This window comes from Burkholderia vietnamiensis LMG 10929 (genome assembly GCF_000959445.1).
In the GTDB taxonomy this organism is placed as follows: Bacteria; Pseudomonadota; Gammaproteobacteria; order Burkholderiales; family Burkholderiaceae; genus Burkholderia; species Burkholderia vietnamiensis.
On sequence record NZ_CP009631.1, the window covers coordinates 76,082 to 91,734 of the forward strand.

Annotated in this window: 16 protein-coding genes; 12 read left to right on the top strand and 4 right to left on the bottom strand. The window is 67.8% G+C overall.

Annotation, left to right across the window (positions count from 1 at the left end; genetic code table 11):
• Window positions 1–108 precede the first annotated feature (108 nt).
• The 3 genes from AK36_RS10340 to cysC all read left to right on the top strand — a co-directional run bounded on the left by AK36_RS10340 (window position 109) and on the right by cysC (window position 2,482).
• A complete protein-coding gene (locus AK36_RS10340; protein ID WP_011883382.1) occupies window positions 109–438 on the top strand; it encodes a carboxymuconolactone decarboxylase family protein in 330 nt (109 codons plus the stop codon).
• A 116-nt stretch (window positions 439–554) separates the two neighbouring features.
• Window positions 555–1,388, top strand: coding sequence for a class II glutamine amidotransferase (locus tag AK36_RS10345; RefSeq protein ID WP_045578513.1), 834 nt, complete (start codon window positions 555–557; stop codon window positions 1,386–1,388).
• Between the two features lie 506 nt (window positions 1,389–1,894).
• The gene (cysC, locus tag AK36_RS10350) at window positions 1,895–2,482 is read left to right on the top strand and encodes an adenylyl-sulfate kinase (RefSeq protein ID WP_011883378.1); all 588 of its coding nucleotides are present in this window, start codon (window positions 1,895–1,897) and stop codon (window positions 2,480–2,482) included.
• A gap of 242 nt (window positions 2,483–2,724) precedes the next feature.
• On the opposite strand, the gene AK36_RS10355 is transcribed toward cysC, so the two are convergent.
• A complete protein-coding gene (locus AK36_RS10355) occupies window positions 2,725–3,408 on the bottom strand; it encodes a DedA family protein (protein ID WP_014722494.1) in 684 nt (227 codons plus the stop codon).
• A 174-nt stretch (window positions 3,409–3,582) separates the two neighbouring features.
• On the opposite strand from AK36_RS10355, the gene mutL reads away from it, so the two are divergent.
• Window positions 3,583–5,601, top strand: coding sequence for a DNA mismatch repair endonuclease MutL (gene mutL / locus AK36_RS10360; RefSeq protein WP_045578514.1), 2,019 nt, complete (start codon window positions 3,583–3,585; stop codon window positions 5,599–5,601).
• Window positions 5,598–6,572, top strand: a complete 975-nt coding sequence (gene miaA, locus AK36_RS10365; protein WP_045578515.1) for a tRNA (adenosine(37)-N6)-dimethylallyltransferase MiaA — start codon at window positions 5,598–5,600, stop codon at window positions 6,570–6,572. The genes mutL and miaA overlap by 4 nt, the downstream gene beginning before the upstream one ends.
• 26 nt (window positions 6,573–6,598) lie before the next feature.
• Here miaA and AK36_RS10370 read toward each other — a convergent pair whose 3' ends face one another.
• Together AK36_RS10370 and purM are read right to left on the bottom strand one after the other, a co-directional pair.
• Window positions 6,599–6,979, bottom strand: a complete 381-nt coding sequence (locus tag AK36_RS10370; RefSeq protein ID WP_011883373.1) for a YybH family protein — start codon at window positions 6,977–6,979, stop codon at window positions 6,599–6,601.
• 107 nt (window positions 6,980–7,086) lie between these two features.
• The gene (purM, locus tag AK36_RS10375; protein ID WP_011883372.1) at window positions 7,087–8,142 is read right to left on the bottom strand and encodes a phosphoribosylformylglycinamidine cyclo-ligase; all 1,056 of its coding nucleotides are present in this window, start codon (window positions 8,140–8,142) and stop codon (window positions 7,087–7,089) included.
• Between the two features lie 92 nt (window positions 8,143–8,234).
• Here purM and AK36_RS33815 point away from each other — a divergent pair, with 92 nt between their 5' ends.
• The 7 genes from AK36_RS33815 to panB are packed head-to-tail and all read left to right on the top strand — an operon-like array spanning window position 8,235 to window position 13,503.
• Window positions 8,235–8,387, top strand: coding sequence for a hypothetical protein (locus AK36_RS33815; RefSeq protein ID WP_162471374.1), 153 nt, complete (start codon window positions 8,235–8,237; stop codon window positions 8,385–8,387).
• A 5-nt stretch (window positions 8,388–8,392) separates the two neighbouring features.
• Entirely contained in the window at window positions 8,393–9,127 is a 735-nt protein-coding gene (gene hda / locus AK36_RS10380; RefSeq protein WP_011883371.1) for a DnaA regulatory inactivator Hda, read from the top strand.
• An 11-nt stretch (window positions 9,128–9,138) separates the two neighbouring features.
• Complete coding sequence (locus AK36_RS10385; protein WP_011883370.1) at window positions 9,139–9,816, top strand: histidinol-phosphatase; 678 nt, start codon at window positions 9,139–9,141, stop codon at window positions 9,814–9,816.
• A gap of 5 nt (window positions 9,817–9,821) precedes the next feature.
• Complete coding sequence (gene pcnB / locus AK36_RS10390) at window positions 9,822–11,381, top strand: polynucleotide adenylyltransferase PcnB (protein WP_045578516.1); 1,560 nt, start codon at window positions 9,822–9,824, stop codon at window positions 11,379–11,381.
• 33 nt (window positions 11,382–11,414) lie between these two features.
• The gene (folK, locus tag AK36_RS10395) at window positions 11,415–11,957 is read left to right on the top strand and encodes a 2-amino-4-hydroxy-6-hydroxymethyldihydropteridine diphosphokinase (protein WP_034194455.1); all 543 of its coding nucleotides are present in this window, start codon (window positions 11,415–11,417) and stop codon (window positions 11,955–11,957) included.
• Window positions 11,954–12,640: a deoxynucleoside kinase gene (locus AK36_RS10400; RefSeq protein ID WP_014722489.1), complete on the top strand. Its 687-nt coding sequence runs from the start codon at window positions 11,954–11,956 to the stop codon at window positions 12,638–12,640. The genes folK and AK36_RS10400 overlap by 4 nt, the downstream gene beginning before the upstream one ends.
• A 47-nt stretch (window positions 12,641–12,687) precedes the next feature.
• Window positions 12,688–13,503, top strand: coding sequence for a 3-methyl-2-oxobutanoate hydroxymethyltransferase (gene panB, locus AK36_RS10405; protein ID WP_014722488.1), 816 nt, complete (start codon window positions 12,688–12,690; stop codon window positions 13,501–13,503).
• 91 nt (window positions 13,504–13,594) lie between these two features.
• Here panB and AK36_RS10410 read toward each other — a convergent pair whose 3' ends face one another.
• Entirely contained in the window at window positions 13,595–15,649 is a 2,055-nt protein-coding gene (locus AK36_RS10410; protein ID WP_045578517.1) for a chorismate-binding protein, read from the bottom strand.
• Window positions 15,650–15,653 lie beyond the last annotated feature (4 nt).

Sequence of the window (15,653 nt, forward strand, 5' to 3'; positions counted from 1 at the left end):
CCAAAAATGTCGCTATCGGCTATCGAAACCCTCATCCGTAACGCCCAGAATAGCCATGCATCGCCCGAGATCGCGGCACCAGCCGCTCAACCCACCAAAGGACGCATCATGCTGAACTGGAACGAATACCGGAAGGAACTGACGACTCGCATCGGCGACATCGCGAAGCTCTCGCCCGACACGTTGGCCGGCTACAAGGCGCTGTCGGGCGCCGGCGCGAAGACGGGCCATCTCGACGCGAAGACGCGCGAGCTGATCGCCCTCGCGGTGGCCGTCACGACACGCTGCGACGGCTGTATCGCGGTGCACACTGCCGAAGCCGCGAAGCACGGCGCGACCAAGGAGGAAGTGGCCGAGGCGCTCGGCGTCGCGATCGCGCTGAATGCGGGCGCGGCGCTCGTCTACTCGGCACGCGTGATGGACGCGCTCGGCGACTGACGCGCGCGCCGCGTAGCCGCCGAATCGTCACCCGACGATCGCGGCGGCCAGTCCAGCGGGCCGGCCGCCGCGAACTCCGCTACCATGCGCGACAGTTCATCGCGAAGGAGCGCTCCATGTGCCGCTGGCTCGCCTACACCGGCAATCCGATCCCGCTCGAGACCGTGCTGTTTCGCGCGAAGCATTCGCTGATCGACCAGAGCCTGCATTCGGAACTCGGCGTGACGACGACCAACGGCGACGGCTTCGGGATCGGCTGGTACGGCCATCCCGATGAACTGCCGTTCCGCTACCGCTCCGTGCATCCCGCCTGGAACGACCGCAATCTGCGCGAAGCGGCCCGCGCGATCCACTCGCGCATGTTCGTCGCGCATATCCGCGCGGCGACCGATGCGCCCGTGCAGGAAACCAACTGCCATCCGTTCCGCCACGGCCGCTGGCTGTTCGCGCACAATGGGCTGATCCGCGATTTCCACAAGCTGCGCCGCGACCTGACGATGAAGGTCGACCCCGCGCTGTTCTCGACGCTGGAAGGCTCGACCGACTCCGAATTGATGTTTCGTCTCGCGCTGACCTACGGCCTGGAGCAAGCCCCGCTGCCCGCGCTCGAGCGCATGGTCGGCGTGATCGAGGAAACCGCGGCGCGGTATCGCGTCGCCGAGCCGCTCAACATGACGGTCTGCGCGACCGACGGCGAGCGGATCGTCGCGGCGCGCTATTCGAGCGAACGGCAATCGCGATCGCTGTTCCACAGCACGTCGTTCAGGCATTTGCACGAACTGTATCCGCACAATCCGCGTATCGCGGAAGTGGGCAACGATGCGTTCATGGTCGTATCCGAGCCGCTCGTCGACCTGCGCGGCGCATGGGAAGAAGTGCCCGAAAGCACGGCAATCGTCGCGCATGGGGCCGATGTACAGCAGCGGCCATTCAATCCAAGGCACAAGTGACGCGCTTTTCCCGGAATATCAGTCACTTGCCGAGGGCGCGGCATTGCGCCCGGGGATATTTATCCGCGGAAATTCGCGGCGTAAAACCTCGCGCAAAAAATATGATTCTAAAATCCTCTAGATTGACAGCCGATTAACGAACCATCTTGCGGCCCCATTTTAATCTGGCAATTCTATTTAAAACGGAAATACTCGCCACCGCATTATCCGTGCCGAAATGGAAAGTCACGCCATCACGCGCGCGATACGCTGATGCGATGTCAGGCCATACCGAGCAAGGCGGCGGCAATAATGCCTGGGTTCGTTTCAATTCGATTACCACCCTTATTTCAAATTGTTACGCAGTCCGTGGAAATTGCCAGTCGCGCACTCTCCGCTGCAATATTTCGTAATAAGATAGGAAATTTACGAGACATCGAAAAGCACGTTACAATCGGCCGACATTGCGATCGACAGATCGACTCAAAACAAAATTGCCCCTCGATTTTCGGCATATCGGCTCTGAAATGAATCATCCTGCCAATCCTTCTCCGCCCGATCCACTGTCAGGCGGCCGCAGCGCATTTTCGGGCGCGAACCCGCGCCCGTTCGTCGTGTGGCTGACGGGCGTGTCGGGCGCCGGCAAGTCCACGCTCGCCAGCTTGCTGAAGCTGCAGCTGGACGCGCTCGGGCATCGAACTTATCTGCTCGACGGCGACACGCTGCGCGAAGGGTTGAACCGGGATCTCGGCTTCAGCGATGCCGACCGGCGCGAGAACATCCGACGCACGGCCGAAGTGGCGCGGCTGATGACGGATGCGGGCTTCATCGTGATCGCCGCGCTGATCTCGCCGTTCGCGGACGCACGCGCCCAAGCGCGTGCGCGCTTCGCGCCCGGCACGTTCGTCGAGGTATTCGTCGACGTGGCGCTGGAGGTTGCCGAGGCACGCGATCCGAAGGGGCTGTACGTGTTGGCGCGACGCGGAACCATCCAGCAATTCACCGGCATCGGCTCGCCGTACGAGCAACCGGAGTCGCCCGAAGTACACGTGAGGACGGCGGAGGCGAGCCCCGACGCCTGCGTGGCCGAGATCATGCGGCAATTGCCGTTGTAGGCCGCGCTCGCACGGCAAACATCGACTCACCACCATTGCGGCGAGCACGCACAACACATCGACTGCGGCGCGACCCGCATCCGGGTCGTCCGTCATCCACGGCAGCCGCTACACGCCGATTCCTTCGTCGAGCGCCGCATGCGCCGCCTGCGCACCCGCAACGCAACCAACGCACAAAAAAGCGGGGCAACTCACATCGAGCTGCCCCGCTTTTTACTGCAACCGACAGAAACCGCGCCGGCTCAGCGTCCGCCCGTCTTCTGCGTGCTGCCCGACTGCCGCCCGCGCACCAGCTTCCACAGCGCACCGAGCGCAACCGGCACGACGGCAGCGCCGATCCCCGCCAGCACGATCACGTTCAGGTACTGCCGGATGAACGGAATATTGCCGAAGAAGTAACCGAGCAGCACCAGCAGCAGCACCCACAGGAGCGCCCCGATCACGTTGAACAACTGGAAGCGCGTGAAGCTCATCGCCGATGCACCGGCGACGAACGGCGCGAACGTGCGCACCACCGGGATGAACCGCGCGAGCACGATCGTCTTGCCGCCATGCTTGTCGTAGAACGAATGCGTCTTCTGCAGCGCCGCGCGATCGAGGAAGCGCTCGAGCACCGGGATATGCGTATTGAACACCTTCGGCCCGATCCAGCGGCCGATCAGGTAGTTGACGGTATTGCCGGCCGTCGCCGCGACGAGCAGCAGCGCGATCAACGCGCCGACGTTCATGTCGCCGGTTGCCGCGAACGCACCGCCGATGAACAGCAGCGAATCGCCGGGCAGGAACGGCAGCACGACGAGCCCCGTCTCGCAGAACACGATCAGGAACAACACCAGATACACCCATGCGCCGTACTGCCGGATGAAGTCGCCGAGGAACGCGTCGATGTGCAGGACCAGGTTGACGAAATGAAGCAGCGTATCCAAATGCGATTCCTCGAAGGCGAAGGGCCGGACCGGCCGGAACAAGCGTGAACGCCCGCCGGACAAGGCGGCGCGCGCAACGGAGCCCCATGATACCGAAACTACCTCAAGGCTCCGTGAAAAAACGTAACGGCCGGCGGCTCCGGCACGCCGCCGCCGCGTCGCTATAATTCGGCCATGTCCGAAATCACCCAAACGGTCGCGGGCGACGCGTCCGCCCCTGCCCCGCGCCGCCTGCGCGCGATCCTGCCGCTGCCCGACCAACTGATCAGCCAGATCGCGGCCGGCGAGGTCGTTGAGCGCCCGGCGTCGGTCGTCAAGGAATTGCTCGAGAACGCGATGGATGCCGGCGCGCGCTCGCTGCGCATCGTGCTCGAGGAAGGCGGCGTCAAGCGCATCTCGATCACCGACGACGGCTGCGGCATTCCGCCCGACGAGCTGCCGCTCGCGCTGATGCGCCACGCGACCAGCAAGATCCGCTCGCTCGAAGAGCTCGAGGCCGTGGCGACGCTCGGTTTTCGCGGCGAAGCGCTGGCGTCGATCGCGTCGGTCGCCGAGCTGGCGATCACCAGCCGCACGGCCGACGTCGCGCATGCGACGAAGATCGACGCGACGACCGGCGCGCTGTCGCCGGCCGCCGGCGCGGTCGGCACGACGATCGAGGTGCGCGAGCTGTACTTCAACACGCCCGCGCGCCGCAAATTCCTGAAAAGCGAGCAGACCGAGTTCGGCCACTGCATCGAAATGATCCGCCGCGCGGCGCTCGCACGCCCGGACGTCGCGATCTCGGTGCTGCACAACGGCAAGGCCGTCGAGCACTGGAACGCGAGCGAACCGGCGCAGCGCGTCGCGAAGATCCTCGGCGACGGCTTCGCGACCGCCCATCTGCCGCTCGACGAACGGGCCGGGCCGCTGGCCGTATACGGCTGCGCCGGCCTGCCGACCGCGAGCCGCGGCCGCGCGGACCAGCAATACTTCTTCGTGAACGGCCGCTTCGTGCGCGACAAGCTGCTCACGCACGCGGTGCGCGCCGCGTATGAGGACGTGCTGCACGGCGACCGCTATCCGTCCTACGTGCTGTTCCTCGACCTGCCGCCGGAAGCCGTCGACGTGAACGTGCATCCGTCGAAGATCGAAGTGCGCTTCCGCGATTCGCGCTCGATCCACCAATACGTGTTCCACGCGGTGCAGCGCGCGCTCGCGCGCCATGCGGGCGCGTCGCCGGACACGACCGCCGGCGGCCACGCCGCGCACCTCGAAGCCCCGCCACGCGAGCCCGCCTCGTTCGGCGATACGCCGCTCGGTCAGCGCAGCGCGGCGGGCACGGGCGCGACGGGCTTTTCGCCGGCGGCTTCGTTCGGTGCTTCGTCGAGCTCCTCGTCCACTTCGTCCGCCTCGTCGCCCGGCAGCACGTGGATGCGTCAGGCGCGCATGACGCAGGGCACGCTGCCGGTCGCACAGCCGCTCGCGCTCTACGACGCGCTGTTCGGCCGCAAGGACACGGCCGACGGCACGCCGCTCGTCGCACGCGATTCCGCCGATCCAGCCGACCCGTCGCGCACTCCGCTGCCCGGCTTCGCCGCCATGCCGCTCGCGGCCGCCGCGCACGACGAGCAGCCGCTCGGCTTCGCACTCGGCCAGATCCACGGGATCTATGTGCTCGCTCAAAACGCGCACGGCCTCGTGATCGTCGACATGCACGCGGCCCACGAACGAATTCTCTACGAGCAGTTCAAGAACGCGCTCGCCGATCGCACGGTCGCCGTGCAGTCGCTGCTGCTGCCGATATCGATGACGGCGACGCCGGTCGAGATCGGCACCGTCGAGGAAGAGCGCGACACGCTCGAATCGCTCGGCTTCGATCTCGCGGTGCTGTCGCCGACGACGCTCGCGATCCGCGCGGTGCCCGCGCTGCTGAAGGATGCCGACCTGCAGTCGCTCGCCCGCGCGGTGCTGGCCGATCTGCATGCGTTCGGCGGCTCGCGCGTGCTCACCGAGCGCCAGCACGAGCTGCTCGGCACGCTCGCGTGTCACCACGCGGTGCGCGCGAACCGGCGCCTGACGCTCGACGAGATGAACGCGCTGCTGCGGCAGATGGAAGCGACCGAGCGCGCCGATCAATGCAATCACGGCCGACCGACGTGGTATCAGCTGACGCTGAACGACCTCGACCGCCTGTTCATGCGCGGCCAATGAGCGTTTCGTTGCAGTCCCGTCCGACGACGATCGCATGCCTGCTCGGCCCCACCGCGTCCGGCAAGACGGCCGCCGCGCTCGCGCTGGCCGCGCGCCGGCCGATCGAGATCGTCAGCGTCGATTCGGCGCTGGTGTACCGCGACATGGATATCGGCACCGCGAAACCGACGCGCGACGAACGCGCGCGCGTGCCGCACCATCTGATCGACATCATCGACCCGGCCGATTCGTACTCGGCCGCGAGCTTTCGCGCGGACACGCTGCGGCTGATCGCCGAGATCGCCGCGCGCGGCAACACGCCGCTGCTCGCCGGCGGCACGATGCTGTACTACAAGGCGCTGACGCAGGGGCTCAACGACCTGCCGGGCGCCGACCCGGCGCTACGCGCGGAACTCGATGCCGACGCCGCACGCGACGGCTGGCCCGCGCTTCATGCGCGGCTGGCGCGGATCGATCCGGCGACCGCCGCGCGGCTCGCGCCGAACGATGCGCAGCGCATCCAGCGCGCGCTCGAGGTGTGCATGCTGAGCGGGCAACCGATGTCCGCGCTGCTCGCCGCGCCGCGCGCCGCGGACGATGCGGCCGCCGCCTACCGCTTCGTGCCGGTCGCGCTCGAGCCGTCGGACCGCGCGGTGCTGCATGCGCGCATCGCGCAGCGCTTCGACGCGATGCTCGAGGCGGGCTTCATCGACGAAGTCGAACGACTGCGCCGCCGCGAGGATCTTCATCTGGGGCTGCCGTCGATGCGCTGCGTCGGCTACCGGCAGGCGTGGGAGTACCTCGACGGCGCCATCGACTACCGGACGATGCGCGACAAGGGCATCTTCGCGACGCGCCAGCTGTGCAAACGGCAGATCACGTGGCTACGCGCGATGCCCGAACGGATCGTGGTCGACTGCATCGCACGCGATTCGACCGCGCAGGCGCTCGATGCGCTCGAGCGCGTGCTCGACGGCCGCGCCGCGCGCTGACGCGCCCGCGTCGCGAGCCGCCGCACTTACTGCGCGAGCGTCACGAGATTGGCGTCGCGCACCAGCTGCCAGCGGCCGTCGCGCTTGCGGAAGATCGTCAGCGTGTGGCCCGAGCGCCGCACGGTGTCGCCGCCCGGCGGCGTCGCGTCGATCTCGATGAAATTGCGCAGATACGCCCAGTCGCCCATCACGCGCAGCTCGTCGATCCGGTAACGGCCGTCGACGGCCGCCGCGTGCGCGCCGCGCGATGCGGCTGCGAACGCCGCCTTGTCGAACGGCGGCTGGCCGGCGACCATGAAGATCGCATCGTCGGCGATCAGGTCGAGCACGGTCGCCAGATCGCCGCGGCGGCTCGACACGAACCAGGTTTCCACCAGCGTGCGAATCGCGTGTTCGTCTTCGGTCATCGTCGTCCCTCCTTCAATGCCGCATCGGCACGCCCGCGCCGAGCGCGAAAAAAAACCGCCCGGATCGTCTCCGGGCGGCTTTCGTCACTGCATGCTGCGGCGGCGCGTCAGACCACGACCGTCTGCGCCTCGCCTTCGCGGCTCGCACGCACGGTGCCGATCTTCCACACCTGCTCGCCGGCGGCCGTCAGGTCGGCGATCGCCGCGTCCGCATCGGCTGCCGCGACGATCACGGCCATCCCGATCCCGCAGTTGAACACGCGGTGCATTTCGGCGTCCGCAACGCCGCCGTGCTCCTGCAGCCACTTGAACAGCGGCGGCAGCGGCCAGGCGTTCTGGTCGAGCTCGGCGGTGAGGCCTTCGCGCAGCACGCGCGGAATGTTCTCGACGAGACCGCCGCCGGTGATGTGCGCCATGCCCTTCACCGTCAGCTTCTGCATCAGCGCGAGCAACGGCTTCACGTAGATGCGGGTGGGCGCCATCAGCGTGTCCGCCAGCGAGCGGCCGTGGAAATCGGCCGACAGGTCGGGGTTCGCGCGCTCGATGATCTTGCGCACCAGCGAGAAGCCGTTCGAATGGATGCCGCTCGATGCGAGGCCGAGCACCACGTCGCCCGCGCCGATCGTGCTGCCGTCGATGATCTTGCTCTTCTCGACCGCGCCGACCGCAAAACCGGCCAGGTCGTATTCGCCGTCCGGGTACATGCCCGGCATCTCGGCCGTTTCGCCGCCGATCAGCGCGCAGCCCGACAGCTCGCAGCCATGGGCGATGCCCTTGACGACGGTCGCGGCCGTGTCGACGTCGAGCTTGCCGCAGGCGAAGTAGTCGAGGAAGAACAGCGGCTCGGCGCCTTGCACGAGGATGTCGTTCACGCTCATCGCGACCAGATCCTGGCCGACCGTGTCGTGTTTGTTCAGATGAAATGCGAGCTTCAGCTTGGTGCCCACGCCGTCGGTGCCCGACACGAGCACGGGCTCCCGGTACTTCTTCGGCACTTCGAACAGCGCGCCGAAGCCGCCGATGCCGCCGAGCACGCCGTCGCGCAGCGTTTTCTTCGCAAAAGGCTTGATCTTGTCGATGAGCGCGTCGCCCGCGTCGATGTCGACGCCTGCGTCGCGGTAGGACAGACCCTGAGCGTCGGGAGCGGATTTCGGAGGATTCATGGGGGAATGCGAGAAGGTCGGTAAAATGCGATTTTACCCGAAGCCGGCCCGTTGGCCGGAATTCCCAGCACCGATTCGTCAGGGATTGCATCTTGGTCGACACGTCCCCGTTTTTCCCGCTCCGCGAGCCGTGCGCCACGCTGCGCACGCGGATGCGCGCGGCCACGCGGGCGGCCGGTGTCGGCGCGATCCCCGGTGCGTGCCCCGCGTACGGCACGCGTTTCGTCAACCGCCTCGCATTGTGACCGTCGTGACCCGTCAACTGACGCTCGATCTCGGCACGCCGCCGCCCGCCACGTTCGACAACTTCATCATGAACGAGGAGAACGACGAGCTCGTGTCGCGGCTCCAGAAGCTCGACCTCGCGCTCGCGGCGGGCCCCGTGCCGGACCGGTCGTTCTACATCTGGGGCGAGCCGGGCAGCGGCCGCACCCACCTGCTGCAGGCGCTCGTGAGCGACGCGTCGTACGGCTATGCGCGCTACCTGACGCCGCAGAGCCCGCTCGGCGCGTTCACGTTCGACCCGCGCATCGGCATCTACGCGATCGACGACTGCGACAAGATGAGCGACACGCAGCAGGTCGCGCTGTTCAACCTGTTCAACGAAGTCCGTGCGCATCCGTCGAGCGCGTTCGTGGCCGCGGGCCCCGCGGCGCCGCTCGCGCTCGACGTGCGCGAAGATCTGCGCACGCGGCTCGGCTGGGGGCTGGTGTTCCACCTGTCGCCGCCGTCCGACGCCGGCAAGATCGCCGTGCTGAAGCTCGCGGCGAAGGAGCGCGGCATCGCGCTCACCGATGACATCGCCGCGTACCTGCTGACCCATTTCCGCCGTGACATGCCGAGCCTGATGGCGCTGCTCGACGCGCTCGACCGCTTCTCGCTCGAGCAGAAGCGCGCGGTCACGCTGCCGCTGCTGCGCCGGATGCTGGCGCGCCCGGGCGACGACATCGCGCCGCCCGGCACAGGCCCGAACCGCTTCGAGTAAAATGCCCTTCCATGACTAATCTGGCACTCTTTGACCTCGATCACACGCTGATCCCGACCGATAGCGACCACGAATGGGGTCGCTTCATGGTGAAGCTCGGCATCGTCGACGCGGAAAGCTTCTCGCGTCAGAACGATCAGTTCTTCGCCGACTACAAGGCCGGCAAGCTCGACATCCACGCGTACCTGTGCGCGATGCTCACGCCGCTCGCGAAGTATTCGCGCGCGCAGCTGGCCGAATGGCACGAGCAGTACATGCACGAGGTGATCCGCCCCGCGATGACGCCCGCCGCGCTCGAGCTGGTGCGCAAGCACCTCGACGCCGGCGACCTGTGCTGCGTCGTGACGGCGACCAACGAATTCATCACGCGCCCGATTGCGACCGCGTTCGGCGTCGAGACGCTGATCGCGTGCGAAGTCGAAACGACCGACGGGCATCCCGACTCGCCGTACACGGGCCGGCCGACCGGCACGCCGAGCTATCGCGAAGGCAAGATCGTGCGCACCGAAGCATGGCTCGCGTCGCTCGGCAAGCACTGGGACGACTTCGAGCACAGCTACTTCTACAGCGACTCGCACAACGACATCCCGTTGCTCGAGAAAGTCACCGACCCGATCGCGACCAACCCCGACGACACGCTGCGCGCGCATGCAAGCAACCGCGGCTGGCGCATCCTGGACCTCTTCTGAACGTCGTGATCAAAAAATTCATTCGCAAGCTGCTCGGCCAGGACGGCACCGAGCAAGCGGCCCCGGCCGCAGCAGCCTCAGCTTCGGCCTCTGCCTCGGCCGAACCGCCCGCCACTTCGCCGCGCGCCGCCAAGGGCAGCCGCAGCACCGCCGCGGCGAAGAAGCCGCGCAGCAACCACGAACCGACCGTCGTGCCGGCCAGCGTGCACCGGATCGATCCGTCGCTGATCTCGAAGAACGCGGTGCGCGTGACCGACACGCTGCAGCAGGCGGGCTTCCGTGCGTTCATCGTCGGCGGCGCGGTGCGCGACCTGCTGTTCGGGATCGCGCCGAAGGACTTCGACGTCGCGACCGACGCGACGCCGACCGAGGTGCAGCGCCTGTTCCGCCGCGCCCGCCTGATCGGCCGCCGCTTCCAGATCGTGCACGTGCAGTTCGGTCAGGAGCTGATCGAGGTGTCGACGTTCCGCGCGCTGGTCGATGCGCCGCCCGAGGCCGCGCCGGCCGAGCCGCCGAAGCGCCTGAAGCGCGACGAGCTCGATCGCCGTACGCATGCGGTCGACGCGAGCGGCCGCGTGCTGCGCGACAACGTCTGGGGCGAGCAGCACGAAGACGCGGCGCGCCGCGACTTCACGATCAACGCGATGTACTACGACCCGTCGACGCAGACGGTGCTCGATTACCACGACGGGATGGCCGACATGCGCGCCCGTCTGCTGCGGATGATCGGCGATCCGGCCACCCGCTATCGCGAGGATCCGGTGCGGATGCTGCGCGTGGTGCGCTTCGCGGCGAAGCTCGGCTTCGAGATCGAGCCGCACACGCGCGAGCCGATCAAGCCGCTGGCCGACCTGATCAACAACGTGCCGGCCGCGCGCCTGTTCGACGAGATGCTGAAGCTGCTGCTGTCGGGCCACGCGCTCGCGTGCCTGAAGCAGCTGCGCGAGCAGGGGCTGCACCACGGGCTGCTGCCGCTGCTCGACGTCGTGCTCGAACAGCCGCAGGGCGAGAAGTTCATCACGCTCGCGCTGAACAACACCGACGCGCGCGTGCGCGCCGGCAAGCCGGTGTCGCCCGGCTTCCTGTTTGCGACGCTGCTGTGGCACGACATGCGCCAGCGCTTCGAGCAATACTCGGCCGACGGCGAATTCCCGGTGCCGGCCCTCCATCGCGCGATGGACGACGTGCTCGACATGCAGACCGAGAAGCTCGCGATCCACAAGCGCTACTCGGCCGACATGCGCGAGATCTGGGGCCTGCAGCTGCGCCTCGAGAAGCGCTCGGGCCGCAGCGCGATGCGGCTGCTGGAACACCAAAGATTTAGAGCGGGGTATGATTTCCTCCTGTTACGCTGCGAATCCGGCGAGCTCGATGCAGAGGTCGGCCAGTGGTGGACGGATTTCATCGAAGGCGATGCAGCCGCGCGTGAGGCCCTCCTCACGCAGGGCGGCTCGAAGGAAAAATCGCCGCGCAAGCGGCGCCGCCGCGGCGGCGCGCGAAACCGCCAGCCGGGCGAAGGTGCAGCCGAGCAGTCGCGGGACACCAAGGGCGGTTCGGGCGACTGACGCTCGCTGGCGAACGACGTAGGAAGTGATGCCATGACGGTTGCATATATCGGACTGGGGGCGAATCTCGGCGATGCGCGCCAGACTCTGAAGGACGCGGTGGTGTGCCTGGCACAGCAGCGCGCCATCTCGGTCCTCGGCAAATCGAGCCTGTATCGCACGGCGCCGTTCGAAGCGAGCGGCGACGATTACTACAACTGCGTCGTCAAGCTCGACACGACGCTGTCGGCCCGCGAGCTGCTCGCGCTCTGCCAGAAGATCGAACATCACTTCGGGCGCGAGCGCCCGTATCGCAACGCACCGCGCACGCTCGACCTCGACATCCTGCTGTTCGGCACCGATGCGATCGACGAGCCCGACCTGATCGTCCCGCATCCCCGCCTCACCGATCGTGCCTTCGCGCTCGTGCCGCTCATCGAAATCGACCCGGCGCTCGACATCCCGCTGCGCGGCCGCGCCGACGCATTTCTCGCGGCCGTCGCCGATCAGCGCGTCGAGAAGGTGCAGACCTGCCAATGCCTGATGCAGAAGGCCCTCGCCGCCGGCGCAGACGCCGACAAGAACCGCTGCCGATGAACAATGCTCCGCTGACCGTCACCGCGCCCGATCTGCGCGCCCCGCACCGCTACCTGGTGATCGAAGGCCCGATCGGCGTCGGCAAGACGACGCTCGCGCGCCTGCTCGCCGAACGCTGGTCGATGCAGGCGCTGCTCGAGCGCCCGCAGGACAACCCGTTTCTCGAACGCTTCTACCGCGACACCGCGCGCTACGCGCTGCCCGCGCAGCTCGCGTTCGCGCTGCAGCGCGCGCAGCAGGCGCGCGAGCTGCTCGGCGCGCTCGACACCGGCCGGCCGGTGGTCGCCGATTTCATGCCGCAGAAGAACGACATCTTCGCGCGGCTGAACCTGCCGGAAGACGAATGGCAGCTGTACCGCGCGATCGCCGCGCACGTCGACGTACCGCAGGCGCCCGCGCCCGATCTGGTCGTCTATCTGCAGGCGAGCCCCGAGGTGCTGTTCTCGCGCATCCAGAAGCGCGGGCTGCCGATGGAGCTGCAGATCAGCGACGCGTACCTGCGCGCGCTGGTCGACGCCTACAACGAATTCTTCTATCACTACGACCGCACGCCGGTACTGACGGTCGCGGCCGAACATCTGAACCCGCTGGATTCCCCCGAAGACCTCGCGCTGCTGATCGAGCGCATCGACACGATGCGCGGCCGCAAGGAATTCTTCGTCAAGGGCGAGACGACGCGCTGACGCGCGCACCGCCCGCCGTTCCTCCCCCATTCGAACCGGATTTCCCCATGACCTATCTCCAGGAATCGAGCCGGCCTGCGATCACTGTGCCGAAGCTGCAGGCAATGCGCGAAGCCGGCGAGAAGATCGCGATGCTGACCTGCTACGACGCGAGCTTCGCCGCGCTGCTCGATCGCGCCGGCACCGACGTGCTGCTGATCGGCGACTCGCTCGGCAACGTGCTGCAAGGCCACACGACCACGCTGCCCGTGTCGCTCGACGACATCGCGTACCACACCGCGTGCGTCGCGCGCGTGCAGCCGCGCGCGCTGGTCGTCGCCGATCTGCCGTTCGGCACCTACGGCACGCCCGCAGAAGCGTTCGCCCATTCGGTCGCGCTGATGCGCGCGGGCGCGCAGATGGTCAAGCTCGAAGGCGGCGAATGGCTCGCCGACACGATCCGCTTTCTCGTCGAACGCTCGGTGCCGGTGTGCGCGCATCTCGGCCTCACGCCGCAGTCGGTGCATGCGTTCGGCGGCTTCAAGGTTCAGGGCCGCACCGAAGCCGGCGCCGCGCAGTTGCTGCGCGACGCGCGCGCGATCGAGGACGCCGGCGCGCAGCTCGTCGTGCTCGAAGCGGTGCCGACGCTCGTCGCCGCCGAAGTCACGCACATGCTGAAGATCCCGACGATCGGGATCGGCGCGGGGCTCGATTGCTCGGGCCAGGTGCTGGTGCTGCACGACATGCTGGGCATCTTCCCCGGCAAGCGGCCGCGCTTCGTGAAGGATTTCATGCAAGGCCAGCCGAGCATCCAGGCCGCCGTCGAAGCGTACGTCAGCGCGGTGAAGGAGCGCACGTTCCCCGGCCCCGAGCATTCGTTCTGATACACGGGCCGGCCGCTCGCTCGCCGGGCGCGCGGCCCGGACAAAAGAAGCGCGGCGTCCTGTACGGGACGCCGCGCGGGCCGTCAGTGCATCATTTCAACACGGCGTCGAGCGCGCCGCGCAGCGCGTTGGTCAGCAGCAGCGCATCCGCGCGCGCGACGTCGTCGCGCGTGACGATCCGCTCGAGCGCGTCGAACGCCGGATCGTCGAGCAGCACGCCGCGCATCACGCCCGGCAGCACGCCGCTCGCCAGCGGCGGCGTGACCCAGCGCCCGTCGAGCTTCACGAACAGGTTCGAGCGACCGCCTTCGGTCACCTCGCCGCGCTCGTTGACGAACAGCATGTCGAAGCCGCCGAGCGCCTCGGCCGCCTGCCATGCGCGGTCGTATTCGGCACGGTGGGTCGTCTTGTGCAGCAGCAGCGCGTCGTCGCTGCGCGTCGGCGCGAAGCCGTGCGCAGACGCAAGCATCACACCGACCGGCCCCGCCGGCAGCGGCTGCAGCGCCGCGACGGTGATCTCGAGCGTTCCGTCCTTCGCGAGCGCGAGCTTCATCCGGTACGGGCCGTCGCCGTCGAGCGCCGCGCAGCGCGCGTCGATCGCGCGGCGCAACGCGGCGGCGTCGAAGCGAAAGCCGAACGCGTCGGCGCTGCGTTGCAGCCGGGCGAGATGGCGCTCGACGTGGCGGATGCCGGCCGCGCGCGTCGCGGCGGTGGTTTCGAACAAGCGGAAGCCGGGATCGGCGTCGGTCAGGAAACGCGCTTTCAATTCGCACTCCGCGTATTCGTCGGCGGCCACGCTGTCGAGGACGATGCCCGCGCCCACGCCCATCGTGCCGCGCCAACGGCCGGTAGAGGCGGCGGCGCGCGCTCCGTGCGGCGCGGCGGCGGCTGTGGCAGGAGAACCCACCGGGGGGATCGCGGTGGGTGCTTCGGGTGCTTCGGGTGCTTCGGGTGCTTCGGGTGCTTCGGGTGCTTCGGGTGCTTGAGGTGCTTGAGGTGCTTGAGGTGCTTGGGATGCTCTGTGTGCTTCAGGTACTTCCAACGCCGCGACTGCTTCAGCCGCCTCGATCATCAGCGTCCGGATCGCGACCGACAGGCAGAAGTCGCCGCAACCGGCCGCGCCGCTCGACGCCCCGTGCGGCGCATCGAGCCAGCCGATCGCACCCGTGTAGAGCCCGCGCGGCGTCGCCTCGATCGCATCGATCAGCTCCATCGTCTTGTGCTTCGGCGCGCCGGTGATCGACCCGCACGGAAACAGCGCGCGCAGCATCTGCGCGAACGTGGTGCCGTCGCGCCAGCCGGCCTCGACGGTCGACGTCATCTGCCACACCGACGCATACGGCTCGACCGAGAACAGCGCCGGCACCTTCACCGAGCCCGTGCGGGCGATGCGCGACACGTCGTTGCGCAGCAGGTCGACGATCATCACGTTTTCGGCGCGGTTCTTCGGATCGTTCGCGAGGAACGCGGCCGCCGCGGCATCTTCGTGCGGATCGGCCGAGCGCGGCGCGGTGCCCTTCATCGGCCGCGCGCGCAGCACGTCGCCGTGCTTCTCGACGAACAGCTCCGGCGAACACGATACGACCCACGCGCCGTCGGGCAGCGCGATCAGTGCGCCGTACCGCACCGGCTGACGCGCGCGCAGCCGCCGGTACAGCGCGAGCGGCGTGCCGAACATGTCGAAATTCAGCCGATACGTGTAGTTGATCTGGTACGAATCGCCCGCGCGCAGCGCGTCGTGCACGGCCGCTATCGCCGCGTCGAATGCGTCGCGCGACACGCTCTTGGCGACATGCGCGACGCCCGCGATCGACGGCGGGCCGCCGCCGTCCTGCTGCGCGAGCCATGCGTCGGCTTCGTCGCGCGACAGGCGCTCGCAGCGCGCATACAGCAAAAAGCGCAGCGGGGCGTCGCCCGGCTGCGCTCGTTGCAGATTGCGCCCGAATTCGTAATCGCCGACGACGACCGCATGTAGCCCGTCGCGCAGATCCTGCGCGAGCGCCGCGTCGACCTCGTCGAGCCGTGCCGGATCCGTGCAGACGCGTTCGTGCACGAAACCGGAATACAAACGACTCGACCGTGCGGACGCGGTCGAGTCGCAATCGTCCAAGAGCGCGAACGACGCGCTCTCGCAGCCTTCAGTCATGCGT